This window comes from Micromonospora sp. CPCC 206060 (assembly GCF_036906895.1).
In the GTDB taxonomy this organism is placed as follows: Bacteria; Actinomycetota; Actinomycetes; order Mycobacteriales; family Micromonosporaceae; genus Micromonospora.
Genome location: NZ_JBAKHU010000077.1, coordinates 1 through 24,480 on the forward strand (window position 1 = coordinate 1; position 24,480 = coordinate 24,480).

General features: G+C 70.9%; 27 protein-coding genes. 13 read left to right on the forward strand and 14 right to left on the reverse strand.

Annotated features, from left to right (window positions below):
* Positions 1 to 80: 80 nt before the first annotated feature.
* Entirely contained in the window at positions 81 to 671 is a 591-nt protein-coding gene (locus V6U90_RS28280; protein ID WP_334443023.1) for a hypothetical protein, read from the reverse strand.
* A 389-nt stretch (positions 672 to 1,060) separates the two neighbouring features.
* Between V6U90_RS28280 and V6U90_RS28285 the strand changes: the two genes are divergently transcribed.
* Positions 1,061 to 1,957 carry a helix-turn-helix domain-containing GNAT family N-acetyltransferase gene (locus V6U90_RS28285; protein WP_334443025.1) on the forward strand — a complete coding sequence of 299 codons (897 nt, stop codon included), beginning with the start codon at positions 1,061 to 1,063 and terminating at the stop codon, positions 1,955 to 1,957.
* Positions 1,958 to 2,032: 75 nt separating this feature from the next.
* Here the strand turns inward: V6U90_RS28285 and V6U90_RS28290 are convergent, their stop codons facing one another.
* A complete protein-coding gene (locus V6U90_RS28290; protein ID WP_334443027.1) occupies positions 2,033 to 2,836 on the reverse strand; it encodes a class I SAM-dependent methyltransferase in 804 nt (267 codons plus the stop codon).
* Between the two features lie 80 nt (positions 2,837 to 2,916).
* Entirely contained in the window at positions 2,917 to 3,564 is a 648-nt protein-coding gene (locus V6U90_RS28295; RefSeq protein ID WP_334443029.1) for an ATP-binding cassette domain-containing protein, read from the reverse strand.
* A 51-nt stretch (positions 3,565 to 3,615) separates the two neighbouring features.
* Between V6U90_RS28295 and V6U90_RS28300 the strand changes: the two genes are divergently transcribed.
* Positions 3,616 to 4,629 carry an ABC transporter substrate-binding protein gene (locus V6U90_RS28300; protein WP_334443031.1) on the forward strand — a complete coding sequence of 338 codons (1,014 nt, stop codon included), beginning with the start codon at positions 3,616 to 3,618 and terminating at the stop codon, positions 4,627 to 4,629.
* Between the two features lie 219 nt (positions 4,630 to 4,848).
* Complete coding sequence (locus V6U90_RS28305; RefSeq protein WP_334443033.1) at positions 4,849 to 5,505, forward strand: ABC transporter permease; 657 nt, start codon at positions 4,849 to 4,851, stop codon at positions 5,503 to 5,505.
* A gap of 96 nt (positions 5,506 to 5,601) precedes the next feature.
* Here V6U90_RS28305 and V6U90_RS28310 read toward each other — a convergent pair whose 3' ends face one another.
* Positions 5,602 to 6,330 carry a DJ-1/PfpI family protein gene (locus V6U90_RS28310; RefSeq protein ID WP_334443036.1) on the reverse strand — a complete coding sequence of 243 codons (729 nt, stop codon included), beginning with the start codon at positions 6,328 to 6,330 and terminating at the stop codon, positions 5,602 to 5,604.
* A gap of 289 nt (positions 6,331 to 6,619) precedes the next feature.
* A complete protein-coding gene (locus V6U90_RS28315) occupies positions 6,620 to 7,360 on the reverse strand; it encodes a class I SAM-dependent methyltransferase (protein WP_334443039.1) in 741 nt (246 codons plus the stop codon).
* 101 nt (positions 7,361 to 7,461) lie between these two features.
* On the opposite strand from V6U90_RS28315, the gene V6U90_RS28320 reads away from it, so the two are divergent.
* Together V6U90_RS28320 and V6U90_RS28325 are read left to right on the forward strand one after the other, a co-directional pair.
* Positions 7,462 to 8,241, forward strand: a complete 780-nt coding sequence (locus tag V6U90_RS28320; RefSeq protein ID WP_334443041.1) for a hypothetical protein — start codon at positions 7,462 to 7,464, stop codon at positions 8,239 to 8,241.
* Positions 8,242 to 8,350: 109 nt separating this feature from the next.
* Entirely contained in the window at positions 8,351 to 9,067 is a 717-nt protein-coding gene (locus V6U90_RS28325) for an alpha/beta hydrolase (RefSeq protein WP_334443043.1), read from the forward strand.
* A 60-nt stretch (positions 9,068 to 9,127) separates the two neighbouring features.
* Here V6U90_RS28325 and V6U90_RS28330 read toward each other — a convergent pair whose 3' ends face one another.
* A complete protein-coding gene (locus V6U90_RS28330) occupies positions 9,128 to 9,898 on the reverse strand; it encodes a phosphotransferase (protein ID WP_334443046.1) in 771 nt (256 codons plus the stop codon).
* 316 nt (positions 9,899 to 10,214) lie between these two features.
* Here V6U90_RS28330 and V6U90_RS28335 point away from each other — a divergent pair, with 316 nt between their 5' ends.
* From V6U90_RS28335 to V6U90_RS28355, 5 genes are read left to right on the forward strand one after another with little or no spacing between them, the layout of a single operon-like run.
* On the forward strand, positions 10,215 to 10,676 hold the full coding sequence (locus V6U90_RS28335) for a hypothetical protein (protein ID WP_334443049.1): 462 nt from the start codon (positions 10,215 to 10,217) through the stop codon (positions 10,674 to 10,676).
* Positions 10,677 to 10,723: 47 nt separating this feature from the next.
* A complete protein-coding gene (locus V6U90_RS28340; protein WP_334443052.1) occupies positions 10,724 to 12,067 on the forward strand; it encodes an ATP-grasp domain-containing protein in 1,344 nt (447 codons plus the stop codon).
* Positions 12,068 to 12,094: 27 nt separating this feature from the next.
* Positions 12,095 to 12,817 carry a 2OG-Fe dioxygenase family protein gene (locus V6U90_RS28345; RefSeq protein ID WP_334443054.1) on the forward strand — a complete coding sequence of 241 codons (723 nt, stop codon included), beginning with the start codon at positions 12,095 to 12,097 and terminating at the stop codon, positions 12,815 to 12,817.
* Complete coding sequence (locus tag V6U90_RS28350) at positions 12,817 to 14,166, forward strand: diaminopimelate decarboxylase family protein (protein ID WP_334443056.1); 1,350 nt, start codon at positions 12,817 to 12,819, stop codon at positions 14,164 to 14,166. Before V6U90_RS28345 ends, V6U90_RS28350 begins: the two co-directional genes overlap by 1 nt.
* Positions 14,166 to 14,927, forward strand: coding sequence for a hypothetical protein (locus tag V6U90_RS28355; protein ID WP_334443058.1), 762 nt, complete (start codon positions 14,166 to 14,168; stop codon positions 14,925 to 14,927). Before V6U90_RS28350 ends, V6U90_RS28355 begins: the two co-directional genes overlap by 1 nt.
* Here V6U90_RS28355 and V6U90_RS28360 read toward each other — a convergent pair.
* On the reverse strand, positions 14,879 to 16,087 hold the full coding sequence (locus V6U90_RS28360) for an MFS transporter (protein WP_334443062.1): 1,209 nt from the start codon (positions 16,085 to 16,087) through the stop codon (positions 14,879 to 14,881). The two genes, V6U90_RS28355 and V6U90_RS28360, sit on opposite strands and share 49 nt — an antisense overlap.
* Before the next feature lie 59 nt (positions 16,088 to 16,146).
* On the opposite strand from V6U90_RS28360, the gene V6U90_RS28365 reads away from it, so the two are divergent.
* A complete protein-coding gene (locus V6U90_RS28365; protein WP_334443065.1) occupies positions 16,147 to 17,199 on the forward strand; it encodes a GNAT family N-acetyltransferase in 1,053 nt (350 codons plus the stop codon).
* Between the two features lie 138 nt (positions 17,200 to 17,337).
* Here V6U90_RS28365 and V6U90_RS28370 read toward each other — a convergent pair whose 3' ends face one another.
* The 4 genes from V6U90_RS28370 to V6U90_RS28385 all read right to left on the reverse strand — a co-directional run bounded on the left by V6U90_RS28370 (position 17,338) and on the right by V6U90_RS28385 (position 20,688).
* A complete protein-coding gene (locus V6U90_RS28370; RefSeq protein WP_334443068.1) occupies positions 17,338 to 18,261 on the reverse strand; it encodes a trypsin-like serine peptidase in 924 nt (307 codons plus the stop codon).
* A gap of 281 nt (positions 18,262 to 18,542) precedes the next feature.
* Positions 18,543 to 20,195 carry an MDR family MFS transporter gene (locus V6U90_RS28375; protein ID WP_334443070.1) on the reverse strand — a complete coding sequence of 551 codons (1,653 nt, stop codon included), beginning with the start codon at positions 20,193 to 20,195 and terminating at the stop codon, positions 18,543 to 18,545.
* Positions 20,192 to 20,374: a hypothetical protein gene (locus tag V6U90_RS28380; protein ID WP_334443073.1), complete on the reverse strand. Its 183-nt coding sequence runs from the start codon at positions 20,372 to 20,374 to the stop codon at positions 20,192 to 20,194. The genes V6U90_RS28375 and V6U90_RS28380 overlap by 4 nt, the downstream gene beginning before the upstream one ends.
* On the reverse strand, positions 20,371 to 20,688 hold the full coding sequence (locus V6U90_RS28385; RefSeq protein ID WP_334443076.1) for a hypothetical protein: 318 nt from the start codon (positions 20,686 to 20,688) through the stop codon (positions 20,371 to 20,373). The genes V6U90_RS28380 and V6U90_RS28385 overlap by 4 nt, the downstream gene beginning before the upstream one ends.
* A gap of 78 nt (positions 20,689 to 20,766) precedes the next feature.
* On the opposite strand from V6U90_RS28385, the gene V6U90_RS28390 reads away from it, so the two are divergent.
* Together V6U90_RS28390 and V6U90_RS28395 are read left to right on the forward strand one after the other, a co-directional pair.
* Complete coding sequence (locus V6U90_RS28390) at positions 20,767 to 21,366, forward strand: TetR family transcriptional regulator (RefSeq protein WP_334443078.1); 600 nt, start codon at positions 20,767 to 20,769, stop codon at positions 21,364 to 21,366.
* Between the two features lie 104 nt (positions 21,367 to 21,470).
* Positions 21,471 to 21,746 carry a hypothetical protein gene (locus V6U90_RS28395; protein ID WP_334443080.1) on the forward strand — a complete coding sequence of 92 codons (276 nt, stop codon included), beginning with the start codon at positions 21,471 to 21,473 and terminating at the stop codon, positions 21,744 to 21,746.
* Here the strand turns inward: V6U90_RS28395 and V6U90_RS28400 are convergent.
* The 3 genes from V6U90_RS28400 to V6U90_RS28410 form a co-directional block, all read right to left on the reverse strand.
* Positions 21,726 to 22,334 carry a CatB-related O-acetyltransferase gene (locus tag V6U90_RS28400; RefSeq protein ID WP_334443088.1) on the reverse strand — a complete coding sequence of 203 codons (609 nt, stop codon included), beginning with the start codon at positions 22,332 to 22,334 and terminating at the stop codon, positions 21,726 to 21,728. The two genes, V6U90_RS28395 and V6U90_RS28400, sit on opposite strands and share 21 nt — an antisense overlap.
* A 299-nt stretch (positions 22,335 to 22,633) precedes the next feature.
* Positions 22,634 to 23,845 (reverse strand): S8 family peptidase, encoded by a 1,212-nt coding sequence (locus tag V6U90_RS28405; protein ID WP_334443082.1) that lies wholly within the window; start codon positions 23,843 to 23,845, stop codon positions 22,634 to 22,636.
* Between the two features lie 225 nt (positions 23,846 to 24,070).
* The gene (locus V6U90_RS28410) at positions 24,071 to 24,403 is read right to left on the reverse strand and encodes a hypothetical protein (RefSeq protein ID WP_334443085.1); all 333 of its coding nucleotides are present in this window, start codon (positions 24,401 to 24,403) and stop codon (positions 24,071 to 24,073) included.
* Between the last annotated feature and the right edge of the window lie 77 nt (positions 24,404 to 24,480).

Below are 24,480 nucleotides of genomic sequence, written 5' to 3' on the forward strand. Positions count from 1 at the left end.
CACCGAACTCGTCGCCGGCTGTCCCTGGCTACCCACCGGCGCAGCGACCACCTGACCAGTCACAATTTTAGAAGCGCAGCTCAGCCCCGGCGGATGGTGCTGCGGTTGGTGTACCAGCAGCTCGGCTGGTACGTCTGGGTCTGGGTGATGATCCAGCCGGTCGGGACGCCCCAGACCGAGCAGACGGTCATGCCGTCGTAGAGGTTCGACGTGATGGTCAGTCGGTTGTTGCTGGAGCAGCTCGGCACGTCCTGGGCGTAGGTCGCGACCCAGCCGGTGGGCAGCGGGGCGACCGCGCAGACCATCATGCCGTTGTACAGGTTGCTGGTGATGGTCAGCCGGTTGTTGTTGGCGCAGTCCGGTAGCACCTGTGCGTGGGTGGCCACCCAGCCGGTGGGTACCGCGGTGATCGAGCAGATGGACATGCCGTTGTAGAGGTCGGTGGTGATCGTGTACTTGGTGAAGTAGCCGCAACCGGCCGGGGCCATCTGGGCGTGGGTCACCACCCAGCCGGCCGGTACGCCGAGATTGGCGCAGACAGTGGTGGTGGCCGCCTGCGCAGGGGCACCGACACCGACCGCGACGCCCGCCGTGGCGAGCGCGAGCGCCAGTACCATCGCCAGGCGGCTGCCGATCGACCCGATGGTGCTGCGGAACTGCTGATGGCGCATGTGCCGGACCTCCTTGTCGTACTCGTTGACGAGCGTCGTGGGGACGACGCATCCGTGTTCGCCCTGGTCCCTTTTCCGGAAGCCGAACGTAGTCGATGGCGGTTTTCCATGCGTGGATGTCTGGCGGTCCGTGAACATGTGGGCGGCGGGCCGGTGGCAGTCGATGCCGTCCTCCTCGGGCGCTCCGGGCGTACCCGTCACGCTCGCTGCACAACGTCTCCCGTTCGGACCCGTGCATGGACATCTGCGGTGGGCCGCACGAAGACCTCTGGCACCCGGAAGAGGTGCCGGGCCACCACCGGTGGCCCGGCACCCTGTCGGCCGGTGGTCGTGCGGCGTGTCACCCCCCGGCTGGTCCCCACCCAGCATGCCTGACTAAAGTCAGGTATATGGACGTGGAGCTGATTGCCGCGGTGCGGCGGTTCAACCGGACGGTCACCCAACGGGTGGGGGCGCTCGACGACGGGTACATGGCCCGTGGACGTCCACTCGCGCAGGCACGTCTGCTGTGGGAGATCGGCCCCGACGGCGCCGAGGTGGCGGCGTTGCGGGCGCGGCTCGGGCTGGACTCGGGGTACCTCAGCCGACTGCTGCGCACCCTGGAGACCGACGGGCTCGTCACCGTCGGACCGTCCGGCCAGGCCGGCGGTGACGGGCGGGTCCGGACCGCCGCTCTCACCGATGCCGGCCGGGCCGAGTGGGCGGAGCTGGACAAGCGCTCCGACGAGTTCGCCTGGTCGATCCTCGCGCCGTTGAGTGCCTCCCGTCGCGGCCGGCTGGTCGCGGCGATGGCGGAGGTCGAGCGGCTACTCATGGCCTCGATGGTGGCCGTCGAGCCGTGCCCGCCGGCCGATCCGCGGGCGAGGGCGTGTGTCCGGGCCTACGCCCGCGATGTCGCGCGGCGCTTCGACGACGGGTTCGACCCGGCGCGGAGCAGACCGGTCCGCGACGACGACCTCGTCCCGCCCGCCGGGGTGTTCCTCCTGGCCACCCTCAACAGCGAGCCGGTCGGCTGCGGTGCGGTCAAGCTGCACCCGGACGCGCCCGCCGAGATCAAGCGGGTCTGGGTGTCGGACACGGTACGCGGGCTCGGCATCGGCCGGCGGATCCTCCACGAGCTGGAGCGGTACGCCGCCGAGCGGGGCTGGACCGCCGTCCGGCTGGACACCAACCGCAACCTTACCGAGGCGATCGCCATGTACCGCTCGACCGGCTACCGCGAAATCGCGCCGTACAACACCGAGCACTACGCCCACCACTGGTTCGAGAAGCAGCTGTCACCGTGACGCCGACGTGCTGTGGGTCGTCGATGGCTCGCCTACCGTGGCCGGTGGTCAACCTGTCCGGGATGTCGGGCGGTGTCAGGCGGGTCGGTCCTGCCGACGCCCCGGTCGGGCGCTGGTCAGCAGAGCCTGGGCGGGCAGGCTGACCCCTGCGGTGCCCGCGTGTCGGCCCAGTTCGCGTTCGAGGTCGGCGACGGCGTCCGCGCGGTACGCGCTGTCAACGAGCCGGAGGACCCGGGCGGGGAACTCCATGCCCAACAGGTGCTGGGCGGCGGCCTCGGGACCTGCACCGCCGCCCAACGTGACGTCGGCGCTCAGCCGGGTGGTCCGCACGTCGGTGAATCCGGCGTCGGTCAGGATCGCCGAGATGCGATCGGGGTCGGACAGCGAGAACGCCATCGGGTCGGGGCCGACATTCCTCCCCGCGGGTAGGTGCCGGGCGAGCACGGAGACCGGCAGATCGATCCACGGGTTTGCCGTACGGGCGCCGAAGCTGACGAACGTGAGGGTGGCGTCCGATGCCATGGCCGAGCGGATGTGACCGAAGGCTGCCGCTGGATCGGCGAAGAACATGGTGCCGAACCGCGACACGACCCGGTCGAAGGGCGCCGGGCCGAAGGTGGCCGTGGCGGCGTCGGCGTTCATCACGCTGACCTGTGACAACCCGCCCGCCTCCGCGGCGGCCTCGGCGGCGGTGCACATCGCAGCGGCGACATCGACCGCCACCACCTGCCCCGAGCGGCCGACCTGCCCGGCCACCGCGAGGGTGGTCGCGCCGCTGCCGCAGCCCACGTCCAGGACCCGGTGGCCGTCCCGGCAGTCAGCGGCGGCGAGTAGATGTGCGTCGAACGGAGCGAACGCGAGGTTCGTCCAGGCGGTCATCCGCACCCACGAGTGTGCTGCGGCGCCGGTCCAGTCGTCGGTACGAGCAGATGACGGCAGGGCGCCCGCTCCGGACGAGGTCACCGGGCCTCGCCCAGGCTGCCCTCGGCGTGCGACGCGTAGTCGTCGCGCAGCACCACGGAGCCGTCGGCTTCCTTCTCCAGTCGGAGGTGATGCTCGGCCATCCGGGCCTCGGCGTGGTCGTGCGTCACCCACAGCACGGCGGTACCGCAGGCACCGACACGTTGCATGACAAGCTCCTGCAACTGGCTACGGCCGGCCTGGTCGAGGGCACTGAACGGCTCGTCGAGGATCAACAGGTCCGGCTCAGCGGCCAGCGCCCGGGCCAGGGCTGCCCGTTGCCGCATCCCTCCGGACAGTTGGTGGGGAAACCGGTCCGCCGTGCCGTCGAGACCGACCTCGTCGAGGACTGCGGCGATCTCGGCGGCGGTCCGGCGGGCGACGAGGGACACATTGGTGCCGATCGTGCACCACGGAAGCAGGCGGGGCTCCTGGAACACCACTGCCTGCCGTCGGGCGAACCGTCGGACAACTCCCGCCGCCGGTCGCCGCAGACCGGCCACTGTGGCCAGCAGACTGGTCTTGCCCGTACCGGACGGGCCGGTGAGGGACGTCACGGATCCTCGTCGGAGACTGAACGTGACGTGGCGCAGTACCGGTCGCCGACCAACCGTCACCGTGACGTCGACCAAATCAGCGAGAACCATCCGTCCCTCATAAGGGTAGGCAAACCTAATGGTGGAGTGTATACAGGGCGCGTGAAACTGCAAACGCGCTCCGTCCGGGGTCCTCTTTGGATCCTCCTGTCCGTCCTCGGCCTGGTTTCCGCCCTCACCGGCTGTTCGTCCCCGGAGCCGACCGGAAGTGCCGGGGAGCTTGCTGACCTGCGGGTCGGTGTCGCGACCGGAGTGGTCGCGGAGGCCACCGTCATGGAGTTGCGGGCCGCACCGTCCATCCCGGGTGTCATCCGGCGGGTCAGCTTCCAGCAGCTCGCCACACCGGACCAGATCCGCGCCGCCTTCGCCGCCGGCACGGTTGACATCGCCACGATGCCGACCACTGTGGCGGCCAACCTCGCCAACCGTGACGCCGACCTGACGCTGCTCGGCGTGGTGGACGCGAGACTGCTGCACCTGCTCGGCCCGGCCGGTGCCCCCACCACCTGGCAGGGACTACGCGGCAAGACCGTGCACCTGCCGTTCCGCGGCGACGCCGCCGACACCATGACGCGGTACCTGCTGGCCCAGAACGGGCTCACCGCCGACCGCGACGTCAGGCTGGCCTACCACAGCCAGCTCCCCGAACTGACCAGCGGCCTGGCCGCCGGCCAGTTCGAGTACGCCGTGCTGCCGGAGCATATGGCCAGTCTCGCCGTACGGACGGCGACTGCGGCGGGACATCCCACGCAGGCCCTGCTGGACCTACAGCAGGAATGGCAGCGCGGCAAGGGCAGCGCGCTCGTCCAGACCGCGGTGGTGATCCGGGGTGCTCTGGCCCGGGAACGGCCCGGCCTGGTCCGGGTGCTGCAGGAGAAGATCACCGGGTCCGTCGGTCAGGTCCGGCAGGCGCCCAACGAGGCCGCGTCCAGGATGGTGGTCACCCTGCAGGCTCCGGAACCCGTGATCGCAGCCGCCCTGGCCCGACTCGACCCCGAGTTCCGGACCGCCGGCTCCGCCCGGACCGACATCGAAGAACTACTCAAGGTCTACCTCGCCAGCAATCCCGATGCCATTGGTGGCGGACTTCCGTCCGATGACTTCTATGGGGCGTAGGATCGGTCTCGTCGGGATCGGTGTCCTGGCGCTTCTCGCCGGCTGGTCCGCCCTGGCCGCCACCAGACCGGAACTGCTGCTTCCCTCACCCTCGGAGACCGCAGCCGCCCTGCGAACCATGGCAGCCACGGGCAACCTCTGGCCCAGCCTGGCGACCACCGGCTGGCGTACCCTCCTGGGCCTCGCTGCGGCGATCGGCGTCGGACTCTGGTCTGGGGTGTGCTGGTCGGCGCCTCCGACTCGCTCGCCGCCCTCCTCGCGCCGTTGCGGGTCACCCTGCTCGGTGTGCCCCCCGTCGGGCTGGTGGTCATCGTGTCGATCTGGCTCGGCGTGTCCGGAACGGTCGCGGTACTCGTCGTTGTCATCCTGACCGCTCCGGCGATCGCCCACGCCACGGCAGCCGGTGTCCGCGCGGTCGAACCCGCCTGGCTGGAAATGGCCCGGGCCTTCGGCGTTCCCGCCTGGCGGAGGCTCAGGTACATCGTCGCGCCCGCCGTCGTCAGCCCGGTCATCGCCGCAGCCACCGTCGCCGCAGCCGCCGCGTTCCGTGGCGTGGTGATGGCCGAGCTGCTCGCGGCGGGCGACGGCGTCGGCAGCCGGATCGGGCTGGCCCGCGCCAACCTGGACACCGCGCAGGTCTTCGCCTGGTGTCTCATCGCGATCGGGGTGGCCGTGCTGCTGGAACTGCTGCTGCTCGCCCCGGTCCGTCATCGGGCACTGCGCTGGACCCGGACCGACACCCCCGCACCGCATGCGCCGACCCCCGGGCTGGCCAGCGCCTGGCGGTGGGCACTGCGGACCAGCCGACGGGGCGGGGCCGGCTCCGGGACCGGCGACCAGGAGACCACGACGGAGCACACCACCCGGTCGGCATGACCGGCGCCGGCCCGAAACGACCGGACGCGGGCAGCCCCTCCTGGTACGGGTCGCCGGCTGTCGCGTACACCGCGCGGCGACCCGTGGTGTCGAGGGTCAGGACGTCCAGACGGTGCCCCGGGCCTGGTATTCGAGTACCTCCTCGGCCTTCACCGCGACGTCGGACCCGATCTCCCGCTTGATCAGGTGCAGCGCGAGGTCGAGACCGGAGGTGATGCCGGCGGCGGTGACCAGGTCGCCGTCGTCGACGACGCGGGCGTTCTTGACCAGGCCGCCCCGGGCGGTCAGTTCGGCCTTCGCGCCGGTGTGCGTGGTGCACGGCCGGCCGGTGGTCAGACCGGCGGCGGCCAGCAGGATCGCCCCGGTGCACAGCGACGCGATCGTCAGTCCCGGACGTGCGGCTGCGGCGAGGGCGCGGGGCAGGACCCCCTTGTCGATCTCCGGCCAGATTCCCGGGCTGTCCCGCCGTTTGAAGCCACCACCGGGTACGACGATCAGGTCGGCATCGTGTGGTGCCCAGCCGTTCGTGACCTTGACCGTGGTGCCGAAGGCCGCAACGATCGAGCGGGGACGATCGGCGGTGACGTAGCTGGTGCGTACCGCTCCAGCGGTGAGCCCTCCGGCGAGGGAGAAGACCTCGTACGGGCCGGCGAAGTCCTGCTCTTCCACCCCGTCGAACATGACGATCTGCACCCGCAGCGGGTGCTCCGCCGACCTCGGCGTGGTGGCGGCACGGGCCGGTGCGCCGGTGCCGAACGTGGTTGCGGCGACGGCGGCACCGGTACCGATGGCGCCTGCCCTGCCCAGGAACTCCCGACGGTGCATGTGATGTCTCCTCGTGTGCGATCTGTGGCCGTGACCGTGCCGGCCCCACTCGATCGGGTCCGGCACCGTGCCGACCCTTCCGGCGTACAGGTCGCGACGGTGCGCGGAATGGTTCCGCGTACGGTCGAGAATTTTCGGTGCCGCCCGGGCGGAGCCCGGTGTCGGCGTCCACTCTAGACAGTGCGGGTGCCGCCGGTACGCCCCTGTTCCGACCTGCGGCGCCTCGACCCCGACGACCTGGCAGGTGCGCGGCGCCGGCAGCGGCCGGCCCTGCGATGTCCGGTGAGAGCTACTGTCCGCAGGGGATGCGGTAGACCGACACGTGGGACCGCGATTCGGCGGTGAACTCGGCTCCCGCCCAGTCGGCGTGCCTGGCCTCCAGTTCGAACCCGGCGAGCTGGGCCATGAGGTCGAGCTCTGCCGGCCAGATGTAGCGGTGCGGGGTGCGGAACAGCTGCGCCTGTCGGCTGTCGTCGAACCGGAAGTGGTGCGACACGACGTGCTGGTGCAGTACGTCGTAGGTGTCCAGGCCGATGTAGCCGGGCTCGCAGTGCCAGACGGTGGCCTCCTGACCGGGTGGGAGCTTCCGTAGCTCCGGTACCCAGAGTTCGATGACGAACCGTCCGCCGGGGGTGAGGTGCCGCGCGGCGTTACGGAAGCACGCCACCTGCTCGGCCTGGGTGAGCAGATTGGCGATCGTGTTGTAGACGAGGTACACGAGCGTGTATTCGCCGGGAGCGGCGGGGCTCGCCATGTCGCCGACGATCACCGGGATCGCCGCCTCGTCCGCCTTCGTCCGCAGTTTGTCGATCATGGCAGGGGACAGTTCGATGCCGGTGACGGGTACCCCACGCGCGGCGAGCGGGACGGCGACCCGGCCGGTTCCGATGGCGAACTCCAGCGCCCGGCCGCCGCCGGCGAGCCCGGCCAGGCGGTCCACGGTCGGCCCCACGACCTCGGGCGCGAACATGCCGGTACCCGGGGTGTCATACCGCTGGGCGGTGTCGGCGTCCCAGATCTTCTGCTGCATGCCGTCCACGATCGTGACGGGTGTACGCCGTGTCGACCGATTTCTCCGCCACCATCTGGTGCGCTCTGCGCGGCTGGACGCCTGCTGCGCAGAATTGCGGGATGACCTCCCGCAAGAACGCACCTACCGGCGGCGCCGCGCGCCGGACCCGGCCGAGCCTCCGGGACTTCGGAAGCGACATCCACGGCAACTGGCGGGGGCCGGTGCTGCGCGGGGCGATCGGGTTGCAGACGGTGCTGGCGCTCGCGATGACCGTGGTCGTCGCCGTCCTGCCCGAGACGAACGTCGCGACCGACATGATGATCCTCTGGCCGATGCCGCTGCTTGCCGTCAGCGTCGTCGGCGCCCTGTGGGCGGCCCGGTCGGGACCGGGCGCATCCGACCCGGGTACCCGGCTCGCGCGAGCAGCGATCAACATGGGCCTCGTCGCCGCTGTCGGTGTGGCACAGCTCGCCGTGGCGCTGCCGCTGCACCTGCTGGACGTCGAAGCTGCGGTGATCATGTTCGGGTCGGTCATCGCCGGCGTGCTGGGTGGCCCCGTCGTTGCGCTGCTCCTGTGCATGGCCGGCTATGCGGTGTACATGTTCCAGAAGCTGCCCCGCGAGGTGGGCCTGCCCGGCCGGTTGTCCGCCGCGGGCCTGATGGTCTCGACGCTGGCCATGCCGACCGCTGCCGTACTGAGCACCTCCGACAGCTTCCGCGGAGCCGGGGTGATCGCCGTGCTGCTCGGCCTCAACGACGACGTCGACTCCCCTGCCTGGGCATGGACCGCCCGCGTCCTGACCATCGTGCTCGTCGCCAGCCTCATCCTGCTGCGTAGGGCACTCCGCGAAGCCGGCGTGGCGCCGGCGCGGCGGCCCGGGCCTGACACTCGCGCCTGATCCTCGGGTCCGGAACCTGGCCCATGCCCACCCGCCAGCAGGTGCGGGTCGATGGTGTCGGCCACCTGGCGGGGTCGCCTGATTGCGGTGGGTTACGTAGGCTGCTCCGATGGCAGTTCCCGTATACCTGAACCCGTTCGTGCTGCCGGTCGCACCGGTCACCCCGGAGCGTCACGGCACCCTGGACCTGTACCTGCCGGACGCCCCGGAGCCTCGGCCAGCGGTCGTCTTCGTGCACGGTGGCCCGGTTCCCGCCGAGCTGCGTCCCACACCACGGGACTGGCCGGTGTACCAGGGGTACGGCTCCCTCGCGGCTGACCGTGGTCTGGTCGGCGTGACGGTCGATCACCGGCTGCACGACCCGGCCTCCTACCCGTTGGCCGCCGCCGATGTCGCCGCAGCGGTGGAGACGGCACGGACGGATCCCCGGGTGGCGGCCGATCGGATCGCCATCTGGTTCTTCTCCGGCGGTGGCCCGTTGCTGGCCGACTGGCTGCGCACCCCGCCGGACTGGCTGCGCTGCGTCGCGGCCACCTATCCCGTACTCGGTCCGTTGGACCCGACCGTCGACGCGAGGTTCACACCCGTCGAAGCGGTCGCCGGGGCGGGCGCCCTGCCGATGGTGCTGACGCGGGTCGGGCTCGAACATGAGCAGATTGCCAGGACCGTCGAGGCGTTCGTCGCAGCCGCGCGGACCGCCCGGTCGCCCTTGACGATCATCGACGTGCCGAACGGCCGGCACGGGTTCGACATGCTCGACCCCACCGTCGAGTCCCGACAGGCGGTCGAGCAGGCCTTCGACGCGGTCGCGGCCCTGCTGGCCTGACCCGGCCCGTACCGGTCGCGTTACGGCGGCCGGCTGGCCGTGCCCGGTGCCGGTGCCGGTCTACCCGGTCGGGAAGTCGGCCAGTTCGTCCACGGCGGTCTCCAGCGCCGCGTCGATGCCGTGCTCGACCAGGCTCCGGTAGGCCGGATCGCCTGCTGCCGCGACGCGCCGGATACCGTCGGCCGACGCGGTGACGCGTTGGCGGACGATCTCGATGAACTGCCCGGTCGGACCGTTCCAGCCGTAGGTGTCCAGGAACAGACGTAGTCGTCGGGGTCGGTCGCCGAACGCGGTGAAGCCTTCCGCTGCCACGACGTGGCGTGCGTGCAGCGGCACCCAGGCGAAGGCGGTGAAGGCCAGATCCCACTCCGGGGTGACCGGGGCGGCGAAGTCCCAGTCGAAGAAGCCGACGAGTCGTCCGTCCGCCCATACCGCGTTGTAGGGAGCCGCGTCGTTGTGGCCGACCACCATGCCGGGCCGCCAGATCCCTCCCTCCCGCCAGACCGCATCCGGAGGGGGAACGAAGCCCGCCGTGGCGGTGTGCAGGTCGCGGAGCCAGCGGGCGACCTGGCGCAGCGCATCGTCGCTGTGGACCCAGGCGGGCCACGGCCGTGCGGTCCCGACCACCTCGCCCGCCAGGAACGAGAGCACCTCCCGCCCCTGCTCGTCGAAGCCGAGCGCCCGTGGAGCGCCAGGGAAATCGACGGCCGCCAGGTGCCGCAGCAGTGCATGCACCGAGGGGGTCCAGCGGCCAGGGATACGGCGGACGGTGTCACCGATCCGCACGGCTCCGCCGGTGTTCCCGCCGGGAAGACGTTGTTCTTCGGTCACGACCCCATTGTTCCTGTGTGCGGGACGCCCGTCTTCGCCTGGTCCGGGACGCCCGACTCCCCGATCCACTCCGTTCTCAGGAAATCGGGCCATCCGGGCGCGGCTGACACCGCGACTACCAGGGAAACGAGTGGATCGCCGAGCGGTCGAGGCTGACCAGGTCAGAGACGGGCGGCCACTGTCGTCCCGGCGGGACAGCCCGGCCCTCCAGCGCTGGCACAGACGGTGCAACTCGACAGGCGGCGAGTCGGAGGCCTGGCGGTCGTCGACCAGCGGGTGGTGGGCGTGTCCGAGGGCAGCGCTAGCGTTCCTGCCCATGGCGATCCCCGACCGTGTGCCCATCATGTACGAGCCCGACTACCACACCCGCTGGATCGGCCGCTACGACGGCGGGCAGTTCTTCGGCTCGGTGGCGGCGACCCTTGACGAGGGTCGCGGCGGCAGCGCCGACTGGTACCGGTACAAGCGGTGGTACGCGGTGCTGCACCGGTTCGGCCCCGACGGTGCCCACACCGGTTCGCAGATCTGGTTCGCCGGTGACAGTGAGGACGAGAACACCTCCGTCGCCCGGGCGGAGACCTGCCTTGCCCGGTGGCTCGATGCGCTGTCCGGCCGTGTCTTCGACGACATCGCCATCGGGTTGTTCCAGGTCGAGGTCGACGGGCACGTCTTCGGGCTGGTCGACGGGTCCGAACTCTACGGCGGGGCGGAGCACGCGGAGTTCCTCCCCGACGAACTGGGTTTCGATCCGCCCTGGGACGGCTCCTACGACACCTGAGCGGCTCCGTACCCGGGGCGACGGTCCGTGACGGTGGGGACACCACAATGACATTCGTTGATGCTACGGTGGGCCAGGTGCCGGGCCGGATGGTCCGGGGCGTACCGACATCGCATCCGGGGGACGATGTGACTGTTGCCGACGTTATCGTGGTCGTGGAGGCACAACACTCCACCTCGGGCCTACGTCCGGTCACGGTCGCCGCAGACCTCGGTAACGAGGTCGTCTTCGTGACCGACACGCCGGACCGCTACACCGACCTGCCCACCTTCGCCGCCGTCACGGCCGCTGCCGGGGTGGAGGCGGCGACCGGAGCCACCGGTGACACCGAGGGCCTGCTCGCCACCGTCGAGTCGGTGACCCGGGGCCGCCGGCTGCGCGGGATCTACACGAACTGCGACTACAACCTGCCGGTCGTCGCCGCGGCGGCCCGGAAGCTGGGCCTGCCCGGGCTCGATCCGGACGCCGCCCTTCGGGCCCGCAACAAGCTGCTCAGCCGGCAGGTGTTCACCGCCGCCGGGGTGCCCTGCCCGCGCTTCGTGCACGCGGTCACTCCCGCCGACGCGCGCGCCGCCGCCGCCGACCTCGGGCTGCCCTGCGTGGTGAAGCCGATGACCGAGTCGGCGAGTACCGGCGTGCGGCTGTGCCACACCGTCGAGGATGTCGTGGCGCACCACGCGGTGATCGCCGCCGAGCCGTACGACGCGCGCGGCCAGCGCCGTCCGCCCGGCGCGCTGATCGAGGAATACACCCTGGGGTACGAGGTCAGTGTGGAGACGGTGACCCTCGACGGCGTGATCACCGTACTCGGGGTGACCGACAAGCTGCTCGGCCCGCACCCGTACTTCGCCGAGGTGGGCGACACCTTCCCGTCCCTGCTGCCGGAGCCGGTCGTCACCGCACTGGCGGACACCGCCACCGCCGCGCTGCGCGCCATCGGCCACGATTTCGGTGCCGCGCACACCGAGGTCAAGATGACCGCCGACGGCCCCCGGGTCATCGAGGTCAACGCCCGGCTCGGCGGCGCCGAGATCGCCACCCAGGTCGAGGCGGCCCTCGGGGTGCCGGTGCTACGCGAGGTGGTACGGATGCACCTCGGGGAGAAGCCGCAGCTCACCCCGACCCGCCGCCGGGGCGCTGCGGCCCGCTATCTGATGCCACCCGCCGCCGGCCGGGTCACCGCCGTGCACGGTCTCGCGCTCGCCCGGCGGGTGCCGGGTGTCACGGATGTCGAGGTACGTGTCGCGCCCGGCACCGTGGTGGGCGCACCCACCAGTAACCACCAGCTCTACGGCCATGTCGTGGCCACCGCGGAGACCGCCGCCGAGGCGGCCCGCCGGGTGGACACGGCCGCCAACCAGATCTCCCTCCAGGTGGAGAACGACCGCTGACGGATCGACGAACGGAGAGCTGCTCCAATGGCACAACCAGCGGAAGGCACGTACCGCGTCATCGATATCCCCGCACCGGCACCGGAGGTCCTCGCCGAGTTCGAACAGTTGCCCTTCGACCCGTACACCGGAAGCCGGCAGCGCTACCGGCGTTTCTCGCAGTACCGGTTGTCGTTCGACCACGCGGCCGACTCCTGGCGGATGGCGCTGCTGCCCCACCGGCCGTTCCTGCAACCCCGCCGGGTCAACGGCCTCGTCGGTGGCGTGCAGCGGCACTTCGAGCCACTGCGGATCGACCCGAGCCCGCAGATCATCGTGGGTGCGCAGGCGCTCGACCTGGACCGTAGCCTCGACTGGCAGCTCAACGTGCACCAGTGCCGGGTGGTGACCAACCCGGAGATCGCCGGTGTCTCCGTGCCGGAGGGGCCGCACCGCGACGGCCACCAGTACGGCATGCTCGCCGTCTTCGGCCGCCACAACATCACCGGCGGCGAGAACGAGCTGATGCCGGTCGGCGGAGGTGAACCGTTCTTCCGGGTGACCCTGCAACCGAACCAGGCCCTGGTCTACGCCGACGGTGCGATGTGGCACAACGCCACCGACATCGTCGCCGCCGACGGCACGCAGGGCCACCGTGACCTGTGGATCGTCGCCTTCAACGAGTGGGCCAACCGCAAGTACGGCGAGGAGTTCGAACGGGCCGCCCTGGCCGGTGACGGTGCGGCAGCGGTGCCGCAGGGCGTGTCCTGATGACGGCCGGGCAGGATGCGTTCAGCCGGGCGTCACTGCGGCAGGTGGCCGAGACCTGGGGCAGCCCGGTCTACGTACTGTCACCGGCCCGGCTGCGCGCCAACGTCGAGCGGCTGGCCGGAGCCCTCGCCCCGGCCCGGATCCTCTTTTCGCTGAAGACCAACTACCTGCCGGCGGTGACCGCGACGCTGCGCGCCGCCGGCACCGGGGTGGACGTGGTGTCCGGGTACGAGCTGCGGGCCGCGCTCGACGCCGGTTTCCCGGTGGACCGGATCGTGTTCAACGGGCCGGTGAAGACCGCCACGGAGCTGCGTGACGCGGTGGACCACGGTGTCTTCGTCAACATCGACGGCGAGGATGAGATCGCGATCCTGAGCCAGCTCGCCGCCGAGCGGGGGGTGACTGTACCGGTCGGATTGCGGGTCTTCCCGCCCGAGGACGTGTACCCGCCCGCCGACCGGTACCCACCCGGGGCGGACTATCCGCCGGCCGGGGCACGCCCGATCCGGCGCACACCGTCGAAGTTCGGTTGGCCCATCGCCACCGGCGACGCCGACCGGATGGTCGATGAGATCCTGGCCCGTCCCGAACTACGACTGACCGGTGTGCACTGTCACCTCGGCTCGCAGATCACCCGGGCCGACGCGCTGCTGGCCGCGATGGACTCGCTGGTGTCCTGGGTGGCCCGTACCCGCCGACGGGCCCCGATCGAACGGCTCAACATCGGCGGTGGGTTCGGGGTGCCGGGCATCCAGCGCATCAAGGGAGCCGTCGCCGGGCTGAGCGAGGTCACCGCCGCCCGGGAGGAACCCGCCCCGGAACCGTTCTCCGTCACCGCGTTCGGCGCCGGCCTGGCCGACCTGCTGCGGGAGCACGACCTGACCACCCTGCGGGTGGAATGCGAACCCGGCCGGGCGCTGGTCTCCGACGCCATGGTCCTGGTGACCCGGGTCGTGGGCGTGAAACGGACCGGGCAGGGCACCTGGGTGCTCCTCGACGGGGGACTGAACCTGCTGCCCACCGCCGGGGTCGCCGAACGGCACCGGTTCGAACTGCTGCGCGACGGTACCCCGGACGAGTCGGTGATGCTCGGCGGGCCGCTGTGCTACGAGGGCGACGTGTTCTCCCTCGACATCCGGCTCCCCGGTGACGTGCGGACCGGGGACGTGGTCGTGGTGCACGACGCCGGTGCGTACAGCGTCACCCGGGCGACCAGCTTCAACCGCCCCCGCGTGCCCGTGGTGTCGGTCTCCGACGGGCAGGGCACGCTCTGCTGGCGGGGCGAGCGGTACGAGGACATCTTCCAGTTCGCCGTCACCCCGGCCACCCACACCCAGGAGCCCGTCTGATGCCGCCGTCCGTAGCACCACGCCGCACCATCGCGGTCTGGGCCGCGCCCCGTTCGGTCTCCACCGCCTTCGAGAAGACCTTCGCCAACCGGTCGGACACCACGGTGGTGCACGAGCCCTTCACCGACTGCTACTACTTCGGCCGGGCCCGCCGCTCCGACCGGTACGGCGAGCAGCCGCACAAGGCCGACCGGGACGGCCGGTGGGCGGTGGCGCAGATCGACGGCAACGACGGCCCGGTGGTGTTCGTCAAGGACCTGGCCTTCCAGGCCGAGCCCTACCTGTCCGACGACTACCTGGCCGGCATCACCAACACCTTCATCCTCCGGCACCCGGCCACCGTGCTGGCCTCGTTGAGCCCGCTCAAACCGGACTTCACCGAGGAGGAGTTCGGGTTTCTCGCGCTGGGCCGGCTGTGGCGGCGGGTGCACGCGCTGGGCCAGTCCCCGGTCGTGGTGGAGGGCGACACGTTCCGCAGCCGGCCGGCAGCCGTCCTTGGCGAGTACTGCGACCGGGTGGGCCTGGCGTTCGACCCGCGCATGCTGCACTGGAACGACGGGCGGATCCGACCCTGGTCACCCGACGAGCAGGAGTCGCAGGCCAAGTGGCATGCGACCCTGGAGAGCAGCACCAGCATCATCCCGCCGGCGACCCGCCCGCCCGTACCCGTGCCGGCCCGGCTCCGCCCGGCCTACGACCGGGCGGTCCGGATCTACGAGGAGATCTGCGACGCCCGGGTACGGCGCCCGATCGTCGCGTAGGCCACCCCGGCGACGGCGGCCAGCACGGCCACCCCGATCCACAGCACGCTCTCGCCGTACCGTTCCCGCACCGGCAGCCCGATCCCGGGGGCCAGCGCCCCGCCGAGCCAGATGCTGGCGGTGACCACCCCCAGGTAGGTGCCCTGCCGACCGGCCGGTGCGATCGCCACCGCCACGTCCTCACTCGCCGGTCCCCACACGAGGTCGCCCAGCATGAACAGCAGAATGAGCACCAGCAGCGCGGTGACGTCCACCGTGCCGAGCAGCACCAGGAACGCCGCTCCCATCAGGACCACTCCCGCGACCAGCCGGACGACCGCCGGTACCGGCGCCAACCAGCGGGTGACCCGCATCTGCAACAGCACCACCATGGCCGGCCCCAGCCCGTAGAGCAGACCCCACGTGGCGGGGGAGATGCCGTGCGACTGGGTCAGCACGATCGGCAGGACCAGCTCATAGGTGTACATCACCGTCCAGGCGGCGGTCGTGGCGAACAGGACCACCCACAGCCGCAGGTCCCGCAACGCCGCACCGCCGCCGGCCGGGCGGGCCGACCCGTCGACGACGGGCCGGCCCGGGTCGACCCGGACACCCAGCAGCAGCGAGCAGCCGAAGAGCACCGCCAGGCCCAGGTGCAGCGCCCACCAGTCCGCCTGCAACAGCACCGCACCGGCCAGCGGACCGGCCAGCGCGCCGAGGTTGACCACCAGCCGGTACCCGGCGAACGCCGCCTCCCGGCGGTCGACGGCGGCGGCCCGGACCAGGGCGGCCCGCTGGGCCACCCCACGTACCGGCTGGGCGAAGGTGACCACGACCAGCAGCGTGGCGGCTGCCGGCACGCCGAGACCCGGGATGAGCAGCGCCAGGCAGGCTACGGTCTGCACGGTGGCACCCGCCGCGATCACCGGACGGGGCCCGAACCGGTCACTGGCCCGGCCGCCGAGGTAGCCACCGGTGACCCCACCGATCCCGGCCACCAGGTACGCCAACGCCGCCGTACCGGCCGAGGCGTGCAGTTCGGTGGTGAGCCACGGCCCGAAGAAGATGCCGAACAGACCCAGCGCGGTGAAGTTCACCAGAATAGACGTGAGGATGGGGCGCAACGGGCCGGGGATCTGGTCACCCACCACGCGCTCGACAATCGATCCCGGTAACCGCATCAGCCGAGTAAAGCGGGCCGGGCGGGACAGCACCAGCCCGGCAGCGAGGGGACGCAACCGTGACCGTGACCGTGACCGTGACCGTGACACAGACCAGCCGGGTGGCGGACCTCGACCTGCCCCGGTGGGACGCCACAGTGGAGCCTGGCGGCTTCTACGGCGCCTCACCCTGGCTGACCGTCGCCGAGGCGACCGCCGACCTGGCGCCGGTCCATCTGGTGGCCGAGGAGACCGGCGTCCACGGTCCGGCGACCGCCACCCTGGCGTGCTACCCGGTGGCGACGTCCTCACCGTTCCCGCTGTGCCGCGCCGACGTCGTCACCGGGGTGCCCGACGAGCCGATGCCGAGTCTGTTCTGCGGCGGACGCCATCCGGCACACACCAGGATCAACGCGGCTGGGGCGGATCCCGCCACCCGGGCCCGGCTCACCGACGCGCTGCTGGCCCACGCCGAGCGGGCCGCCGTCGAACGCGGGATGCGCTCGGTGGGCATGCTCTACGTCGACGCCGACGACGCGGTGACCCGGCAGGTGCTCACCGGGCGCGGGTACCGCATCCGCGGCCATGCCACGGCGGCCCTGCTGGCCGTACCCGACACCGGGCTGGCCGGCTACCTCGACGGGCTCCGCTCGAAGACCCGGATCATGGTGCGGCGGGAGATCCGCCGGCTCGCCGACGCCGGCATGAACGTCACCGTGTACCCGGTCACCGCCGAGGTCCAGGACGATCTGGCCCGGTTCGAGACGGCGCTGACCGACCGGTACGGCGGAGCGTTCGACCCGCAGGCCACCCGCCGGCTACGGGAGACCATCGCCGAGCACCTGCCCGGGCCGGCCCGGGTGGCCTTCGCGGATCTGTCCGGCCAGCGCTGCGGATCGCTGCTGTTCTTCCGTTGGCGTGACGAGTTGCACGCCCGGACCGCCGGCTTCGACTACCCGGTCAAGGGCGACCTGCCGGTCTACTTCGGGCTGCTGTTCTACTGGCTGATCGACCATGCTCACTCGCTCGGGGTCCGCGCGATCTACTACTCCACCGGAGCGGACCGGGCCAAACGGTCCCGGGGTTGCCGGCTGGTCGGGCAGGACGCCTTCATCAAACCGCTGTCCGGCTGAGCCGTTCCTCCGGGCGTCTGGCCAACTGGGCGGGGCTGATCATCGCTTTCAACAGGGGCTCGGAACGCGGAGTCTTGCCGAGGGGAGGCTCCCCGGGGCGGCTCTACTGCCACCCGCCCCGGGGAGCGACCGTCCGGCTCAGCGCCACGTCATCAGATTGTTGAAGACAGACTGGGTGATCCGGGTGCCGATGTTGTTGCTGCTGCCAGGTCCACCACCGTACGGTCCTGAGGTCAGGATCCCCACCACCGTCAGAATCTGGCACGGGCACGGCGGCGGGCACGGGCACAGCGGCGGGGGACGCGTCGGGCACCAGTCATCCGGATCGGGCTGGAAGTAGACCGGACTGCCGTCCTGCCCGGCGGTGGCGTCGTGCTGGAAGTAGATGGTGTTCGCTGCTTCGGCACGGATGTAGTCCTTGCTGCTCCACTGCCCGGGCCGGTCCACCGGGTATCCCTGGTTGACCGTGCAGGCGCCGACCACGCTCTGCGTCGTTGCGGCAAAGCTGTACCAGCCGGTCGCGTTCCCGATACCGCAGTTGAGCTGCACAGCCCCGTAGTCGTAGTCCGGGTTCGACGAACTGGTCCACCCGGCGACGGCCAGCAGCCGGGTCGCCGCGCACGAGCCGTAGGGAGCCGTCGTGCCATTGTGACCCGGGTAGGCGACGACATTGGTACGCCACGTACCACCGGCACCGGTGTGCACGCAGTGCCCAGCGGTGGCCACGGTACGTTCGCTGATCATGAATCCGCTGCACCGCCCACCGGTGAAGGTCAGCAGGACGGTGGCGCTGGCCGGAAACGCGGTTGTCGGAGTGACCGGTACCCGGTCGTCGGGACCGAATACCGCACTGATCCCGGGTGCGGAATATCCACCAACCGTGGCGCCGGCCCACGGCGCGGCGCTCCCGCCCCGGTCGTCGGTCGACACGTCGGTGGTTCGACCATCGCTGCTGACGGTCCGGGCGGGATCCATCGCGGCAGCCGCCGGCCCCACCGGGGGCACCAGCGAAGCGACCACCATGGCGGCAACGACGACCGCTGCCCATCTCTTTCTCACCATGATCACCCCTTGGTCGGCGGGACGTCGATCCCCGCAGCCAATGTCTACGACGACCAGGGTGGATGGGAACCGCGCTGTCCGACCGATTCCCGGATGCCGGTCGGCGGCCGGATCACCGCACGCCGGTCCTGAGACCGGACACGGGTGACCGAGCCGGTGGGGGAGCTCTTTCTGTACGTCTGGCAGGGCGGCCCTGAACAGCTCGCGTGCGCCGCCGTCATCAGGTCGGTACACGATCCTTGGTGTCGGGGCGACCGGTACCGGGCCGCCCCGACACCGGCTCAGTGACGTGCCGGCGCTGCGGCGCGGCGGGTCTCGACGCCTGCCTCCTCGATGCCGGGGTCGCCGTCTCGCGGGTCGGCGTCCACGGTGCCCGGCCCGGCGGTGCCGGGCAGATCGAGGCTGGAGCGCAGGGTGACCGGGCGCAGCAGGAGCGCGGCGATGACGCCGACGACGGCGATGGCGGCGGAGATGAAGAAGATGTGACCGGTGGCGTCGCCGTAGGCGACCCGGACGATGTCCTGTACCGCATCGGGCAGGGCGTTGAGGTCGAGGCTGCTGCTCGCCCCGCCGCTGCCGGAGGTGGGGACACCTGCGGCAGCGAGGTCGCGGGTGATCTGGTCGGAGACCCGGCGGGCGAGGACGGCGCCGAGCACGGAGACGCCGATGGTGCCGCCGAGGGACCGGAAGAACGCGACCGTGGAGCTGGCCGCGCCGATGTCCCGGAGTGACACGGTGTTCTGCACGGCGAGGACGAGGTTCTGCATGGTCATGCCGACACCCGTGCCGACGAGGAACATTGCCGCACCCACGAACCACAGCGGGGTCTCGTGGTCGATCGTGCCGAGCACGGCGAAGCCGATGACCAGGACGACGGCGCCGACGACGATGTACGGCTTGATCCGGCCGCTGCGGGTGATCATGCGCCCGGAGATGATCGAGGAGCCCAGGACGCCGGCCATCATCGGGATGGTGAGCAGACCTGCCTCGGTCGGGCTGTAGCCACGGCCGATCTGGAAGTACTGGCCGAGGAAGACGGCACCGCCGAACATGGCCATGCCGACGGCGAGACTGCCGAGGATCGCGAGGGCGGTGGTGTGTTGGCGGACGATGCCGAGCGGGACCACCGGCTCGGCGGCCCGCGCTTCGACGTACGTGGCCAGGGCGAGCAGGATCACCGAGCCGCCGACCATCGCGGCGGTCTGCCAGGAGAGCCAGGCGAACGAGTTGTCGACGAAGGAGATCCAGATGAGCAGCACGCTCACGCCGGCGGCGATGAGCAGGGCGCCCAGGTAGTCGATCTTCACGTTGTCGCGGCGCGTGGTGGGCAGGTGCAGGGTGGCCTGCAGGATGATCAGCGCGATGGCGGCGACCGGGACGCCGACGAAGAAGCACCACCGCCAGCCGAGCCAGGAGGTGTCCACGATGAGGCCGCCGAGCAGCGGGCCGCCGACGGTTGCGACGGCCATGACCGCGCCGAGGTAGCCGTTGTAGCGGCCGCGCTCGCGCGGCGGGATCATCGCGGCGATGGCGACCTGGACGAGGGCCTGCAGGCCGCCGACCCCGATGCCCTGGAAGGCGCGGGCGGCGATGAGCTGCTCGGCGCTCTGCGACAGGCCGGCAACCACCGAGCCCAGCAGGAAGACGACGATGGCGATCTGCACCAGGGCCTTCTTGTTGAACAGGTCGGCCAGCTTGCCCCAGATCGGGGTGGTCGCGGTGGCGGTCAGCAGGGTCGCGGTGACGACCCAGGTGTACTGCGTCTGTGAGCCGTTCAGTGCGCCGATGATGTTCGGCAGGGCGATCGAGACGACCGTGCCGCTGAGCATCGCGACGAAGAGCACCAGCAGCAGACCGCTGAGCGCCTCCAGCGTCTGCCGATGGGTCATCGGCTGTGCGCCGGGGGGCGCGGTGGTGGTTGTGGGTGCGCTCATCGCGCCGCCTCCAGATCGTTGTGCTGTCGGAGAGTGTTCTCGACGTCGTGGGTGAACCGGTCGAGGGCGCGGGCCAGCGCGGCGACCTCGGCGGGGGTCCAGTCGGCCAGCGCCCGGCCGAGCACCTCGCCGTACCAGTCGTAGGCCTCGGCCAGGGCGGTCCGGCCGGCCGGTGTCACCGCCAGGATGGCCGCGCGGCGGTCGGTGGGGTCGGTGCGCCGCTCCACCAGTGCGCGACGAGCCAGGCCACCGCGCGGCTGACGGTGGACTGGTCGAGGCCGGTGCGGTCAGTGAGGTCCCGGGCGTGGCAGCCGGCGCGTAGTTCGTCCATTGCCAGGAGCATGCCGACCATGCCGGCCGGGACGCCGGGTCGCCCGTTCACCCGGCGCTGCTTGATCAGTCGTACGCCCCTGATCAGGGCGTGCAGCCGTAGGCCGAGTTTGGTGACGCTGGCCTGCACTGCTGCCTCCTCCGCTGCCGATGGTTGCCACATGCAAGGATCCTCAGGATCTTGCCCAGTGCGCAACTTTTCCCAGTGAGAAGTGAGTCACCCGCCACGTACCCTGTAGCCGTGGAAGACAGCGCGGGGTTGCGGGAGCGTAAGAAGGCGGCAACCCGTCTCGCCCTGCACGAGGCGGCCCTCCGACTCGCCGTCGAGCGGGGGTTCGACCGGGTCACCGTCGAGGCGATCGCCGACGCGGCCAACGTCTCCCGGAGGACGTTCTCGAACTACTTCTCCAGCAAGGAAGAGGCGCTCTTCCATGGTGACGCCGTACGGCTGCGCCGGATGCTGCAGCTCATCCGCGAACAGCCGGCCGACGAGGTGCCCTGGACCGTGCTGAGCCGGGCCGCCGAACGCCTCACCGCAGAGATGTACGGCGACGTCGATCCGTCCTGGCTCGCCCGGCGCCAGCAACTGCGCGGCCACCCCAGCCTGGTCGCCCACCAGGCCGCCGCGTACACCGCCGTCGAGCGTGAACTGGTCGCCGAACTCGCCAACCGGCTCACCGGCCCCGACGTCGCCCTGCGGTCCCGGGTCCTGGCGGCGACCTTCCTGGCGGTCGTCCGGGTCGGTGTCCAACACTGGATCGACCACCCGGACCGGCCACTACCCGATGCGGTACGCACGGCACTCGCCGAGGCGACACCCATGGCGGCAGCCAACCGGTAGGCGGCCGTGATCCAGGTCAACGGTGTCAAGTACATCTACACCGTCCGACGGTCGCCGGCCCACCGGGATGCTTCCTCGTGCGTCCCCTGTCTATTGTGCGGGGCATGTCCCGATTGACGCCCGAGCGGCTCGCCCAGACCCGCGTCATCTCCGCCGAGGCTGTGCTCCGCAACGAGGTCGACCTGCGTACGTACCCGTACCGACACCTCGCTGTGCTGGCACACCCGGGGCTGACCGGCACCGGTGTCACCGAGCTGATGACTGCCGTCGACTATCTCGCCCACTACTTCGGCTGGGAACTGGTCAGCGTCACCGCCGTGAACAACGCCCGCGGCGTGTACGCGTTCCTGCGTCTGCCGTTACCGCCGGGTGGCTGCTGAGGCTTCCAGGTCGTCGATGCTGCCGGACATGATCGTGCGGATGTGCGCGGTGATGTGCTCAGTCGGCCAGTCCCACCAGGCGACGGCAAGCAGACGGGCGATGTCTTCCTCGCGGCACCGGTGGCGGATGAGCCTGGCCGGGTTGCCGCCGACGATGCCGTAGTCGGGGACGTCGTCCACGACAACGGAACCGGCAGCGATGATCGCACCGTTGCCGATCCGGACGCCGGGCATCACCGTGACCTGGTACCCGAACCAGACGTCATTGCCCACCGCGGTGTCGCCCCGTCCGGGTAGGCCGGTGATGAGATCGAAGTGCTCGGCCCAGGAACCGCCCATGATCGGGAAAGGGAAGGTCGAAGGGCCGTCCATCCGGTGATTGGCGCCATTCATGATGAACCTTGTGCCCTGGCCCAGTGCGCAGAACTTCCCGATGACCAGCTTCTCCGGCCCGTAGTGGTACAGCACGTTGCGGGTCTCGAAAGCGGTCGGATCATCCGGGTCGTCGTAGTAGGAGTACTCGCCGACCTCGATCAGCGGAGAGGTGAGCAGAGGCTTCAGCAGCACCACACGTGGCTGCCCGGGCATGGGATGCACCACGGTCGGATCGGCGGGAGTACCTGGCGACACGGGTTACCTCCTCGTAGGGTTACGTGACCATGATGGCAACGGCCCGGCCAGCCGGGTCTGACCGCCCTACAGGCGTTGAACCTCGATCGCCCGCGTCGAACCGGATCACGTGCACCTCGCTCGTCGACCCCGTACTGCGCAACCGCTGCGCCACGGGTCCACCGTGCCGGTCCAACAGCCCCAACACCGTGTCCTCGTACTGCTGTCCGGCGGGCGCGACACCCACCGGGCCGGGCGGCCCGGTGGGGCCCGGATTGTCAGGTCAGCGGATCCATGTACAGCAGGCGCAGGCCGTTCACGACGGTCGCCTGCGCCAGCAGGTACGCCTTCACCTGCGCCGGGGTCCAGGTGGGGTTGTTCTGCAGTACCCGGGCGGCGCCCCCGGCGACGTGCGGCGCGGCCATCGACGTACCGCTGATGGTGTTGCCGGCGGTGTCGCTGGTGTACCAGGCCGACGGGATGTTGACACCGGGGGCGTAGATGTCCACGCAGGGGCCCCAGTTGGAGAAGGGCGCACGGGTGTCGCTGCTCGTGGTGGCGCCCACCCTGATCGCGGTACCGACCGACTGGGGTGAGGAGTTGCAGGCGTCCGTGCCGCTGCTGCCGGCGGCGAGCACGTAGGTCACCCCGTCCAGGATCGAGTTCGCCACGGCCGTGTTCAACGAGGTGTTGAGACTGCCCCCGAGGCTCATGTTGGCCACGGCCGGCTGTCCGAGCTGGTGCTGGGCGGTCACCCAGTTCACCCCGGCGATGACCCCGGCGATGGTGCCGCTGCCGGCGCAGTTGAGTACCCGTACGGCCACCAGCCGTGCCCGCTTCGCCACCCCGTACGTCGTACCGCCGGCGATGCCGGATACGTGGGTGCCGTGGCCGTTGCAGTCGTCGGCGGGCAGTGCGCCGTCGACCGCGTCGTACCCGCCCACCGCACGCCCGGCGAACTCGGTGTGGGTGGTACGGATTCCGGTGTCGATGATGTAGGTCGTGGGCCCGAAGCCGGTGCTGACGAAGCTGTAGGCGCCGTTGAGGGGCAGGGCCTGCTGGTCGATGCGGTCCAGGCCCCACGGCGGGTTGAGTTGGGTGGTGTTGGCCTGCACGGTGTGGTTCTGCTCGACGTAGGCGACCGCCGGATCGGCGGCGAGACGCCGGGCGGCCCGTTCGGGCAGGCGCGCCTCGAAGCCGTTGAGCGCGTGGTCGTACCGGTGTCCGACGGTGGCGCCGTACCGGTCGGCGAGGGTGTCGGCCAGGGCGGTCACGGCGCTGGTCCGGGTGCCGGCCGGGCCGCCGACGGCGCTGTCCTTGAAGACGACGAGGTAGCTCCCGGCGACTGCGGTGGCGCCATCGGCTCGGAGGATCTCACCCGACGGCGGTGCCGCGGCTGCCGGGCCGCCGGCCGTGCCGGCGACCATGGCCGAGGCCAGGAGCAGGCCGAGGGTGGCGAGTCGGGGTCTGTGGGGGTGGGGGAGTGTCATGGGGTCCGGTCCTCCTGACTTCGGCGCCGCCGAAAGCCCGCAGGGGGCCGGGCGGCAGCTTTGGGCGGTACCGAGGACCCTACCCGACAAATCCATGAACATGAATGACTAGGGTTGGCGGCGGTGACCGGAGCCGGTTCAGCGGTGTCAGGTAAAGGACTCCGGTGCTTCCCGATCCTGCTCACCGGGTCCGTCCGCCCTGCCCGGGGCCCGGGCGTAGCCGGCTCACCCCTTGCCGGTGTCGTCATCGCTCGCCTGTCCCTGCCGGACCTCGAGTCGGCCGGGCTCCAGGTGGACCACCTCCAGGACCCGTCGGTCACCCGACGCCGTGCGGACGTGGATCGGCCCCTGCGGCCCCTGGTGCCATTGACCGGGACGGGCCTCGTTCGCGTCACCACGCCCGATCGGCAGGTCGACAAAGGTCCCATCCGGGTGGAACTCGATACCCGCGCGTCCCCTGGCCGGCGGGAAGGGATGACCGGAGGGCCGGTAGACCTCGACCCCCTCATGGTCCTCCTCGAAGGAGTGCATCCAGCGGCCGTGCAGTCGATCGTTCATGTCCGGCATGCTTCGGTCAAGTCCTGTGGAGTGGTGTTTAGCGGTTGTTGCGTGATCGTTTGTTGTTCGGTGGGTTG

Excerpts from the sequence above, each read along its gene's own strand:
- V6U90_RS28285 (WP_334443025.1), top strand. The coding sequence starts at position 1,061 with ATGGACGTGGAGCTGATTGCCGCGGTGCGGCGGTTCAACCGGACGGTC.
- V6U90_RS28320 (WP_334443041.1), top strand. The coding sequence starts at position 7,462 with ATGACCTCCCGCAAGAACGCACCTACCGGCGGCGCCGCGCGCCGGACC.
- V6U90_RS28340 (WP_334443052.1), top strand. The coding sequence starts at position 10,724 with ATGACATTCGTTGATGCTACGGTGGGCCAGGTGCCGGGCCGGATGGTC.
- V6U90_RS28290 (WP_334443027.1), bottom strand. The coding sequence starts at position 2,836 with ATGACCGCCTGGACGAACCTCGCGTTCGCTCCGTTCGACGCACATCTA.
- V6U90_RS28410 (WP_334443085.1), bottom strand. The coding sequence starts at position 24,403 with ATGAACGATCGACTGCACGGCCGCTGGATGCACTCCTTCGAGGAGGAC.
- V6U90_RS28350 (WP_334443056.1), top strand. The coding sequence starts at position 12,817 with ATGACGGCCGGGCAGGATGCGTTCAGCCGGGCGTCACTGCGGCAGGTG.
- V6U90_RS28375 (WP_334443070.1), bottom strand. The coding sequence starts at position 20,195 with ATGAGCGCACCCACAACCACCACCGCGCCCCCCGGCGCACAGCCGATG.
- V6U90_RS28345 (WP_334443054.1), top strand. The coding sequence starts at position 12,095 with ATGGCACAACCAGCGGAAGGCACGTACCGCGTCATCGATATCCCCGCA.
- V6U90_RS28295 (WP_334443029.1), bottom strand. The coding sequence starts at position 3,564 with ATGGTTCTCGCTGATTTGGTCGACGTCACGGTGACGGTTGGTCGGCGA.
- V6U90_RS28325 (WP_334443043.1), top strand. The coding sequence starts at position 8,351 with ATGGCAGTTCCCGTATACCTGAACCCGTTCGTGCTGCCGGTCGCACCG.
- V6U90_RS28385 (WP_334443076.1), bottom strand. The coding sequence starts at position 20,688 with ATGTGGCAACCATCGGCAGCGGAGGAGGCAGCAGTGCAGGCCAGCGTC.
- V6U90_RS28280 (WP_334443023.1), bottom strand. The coding sequence starts at position 671 with ATGCGCCATCAGCAGTTCCGCAGCACCATCGGGTCGATCGGCAGCCGC.
- V6U90_RS28360 (WP_334443062.1), bottom strand. The coding sequence starts at position 16,087 with ATGCGGTTACCGGGATCGATTGTCGAGCGCGTGGTGGGTGACCAGATC.
- V6U90_RS28405 (WP_334443082.1), bottom strand. The coding sequence starts at position 23,845 with ATGACACTCCCCCACCCCCACAGACCCCGACTCGCCACCCTCGGCCTG.
- V6U90_RS28370 (WP_334443068.1), bottom strand. The coding sequence starts at position 18,261 with ATGGTGAGAAAGAGATGGGCAGCGGTCGTCGTTGCCGCCATGGTGGTC.
- V6U90_RS28315 (WP_334443039.1), bottom strand. The coding sequence starts at position 7,360 with ATGCAGCAGAAGATCTGGGACGCCGACACCGCCCAGCGGTATGACACC.
- V6U90_RS28310 (WP_334443036.1), bottom strand. The coding sequence starts at position 6,330 with ATGCACCGTCGGGAGTTCCTGGGCAGGGCAGGCGCCATCGGTACCGGT.
- V6U90_RS28335 (WP_334443049.1), top strand. The coding sequence starts at position 10,215 with ATGGCGATCCCCGACCGTGTGCCCATCATGTACGAGCCCGACTACCAC.
- V6U90_RS28395 (WP_334443080.1), top strand. The coding sequence starts at position 21,471 with ATGTCCCGATTGACGCCCGAGCGGCTCGCCCAGACCCGCGTCATCTCC.
- V6U90_RS28400 (WP_334443088.1), bottom strand. The coding sequence starts at position 22,334 with ATGCCCGGGCAGCCACGTGTGGTGCTGCTGAAGCCTCTGCTCACCTCT.
- V6U90_RS28355 (WP_334443058.1), top strand. The coding sequence starts at position 14,166 with ATGCCGCCGTCCGTAGCACCACGCCGCACCATCGCGGTCTGGGCCGCG.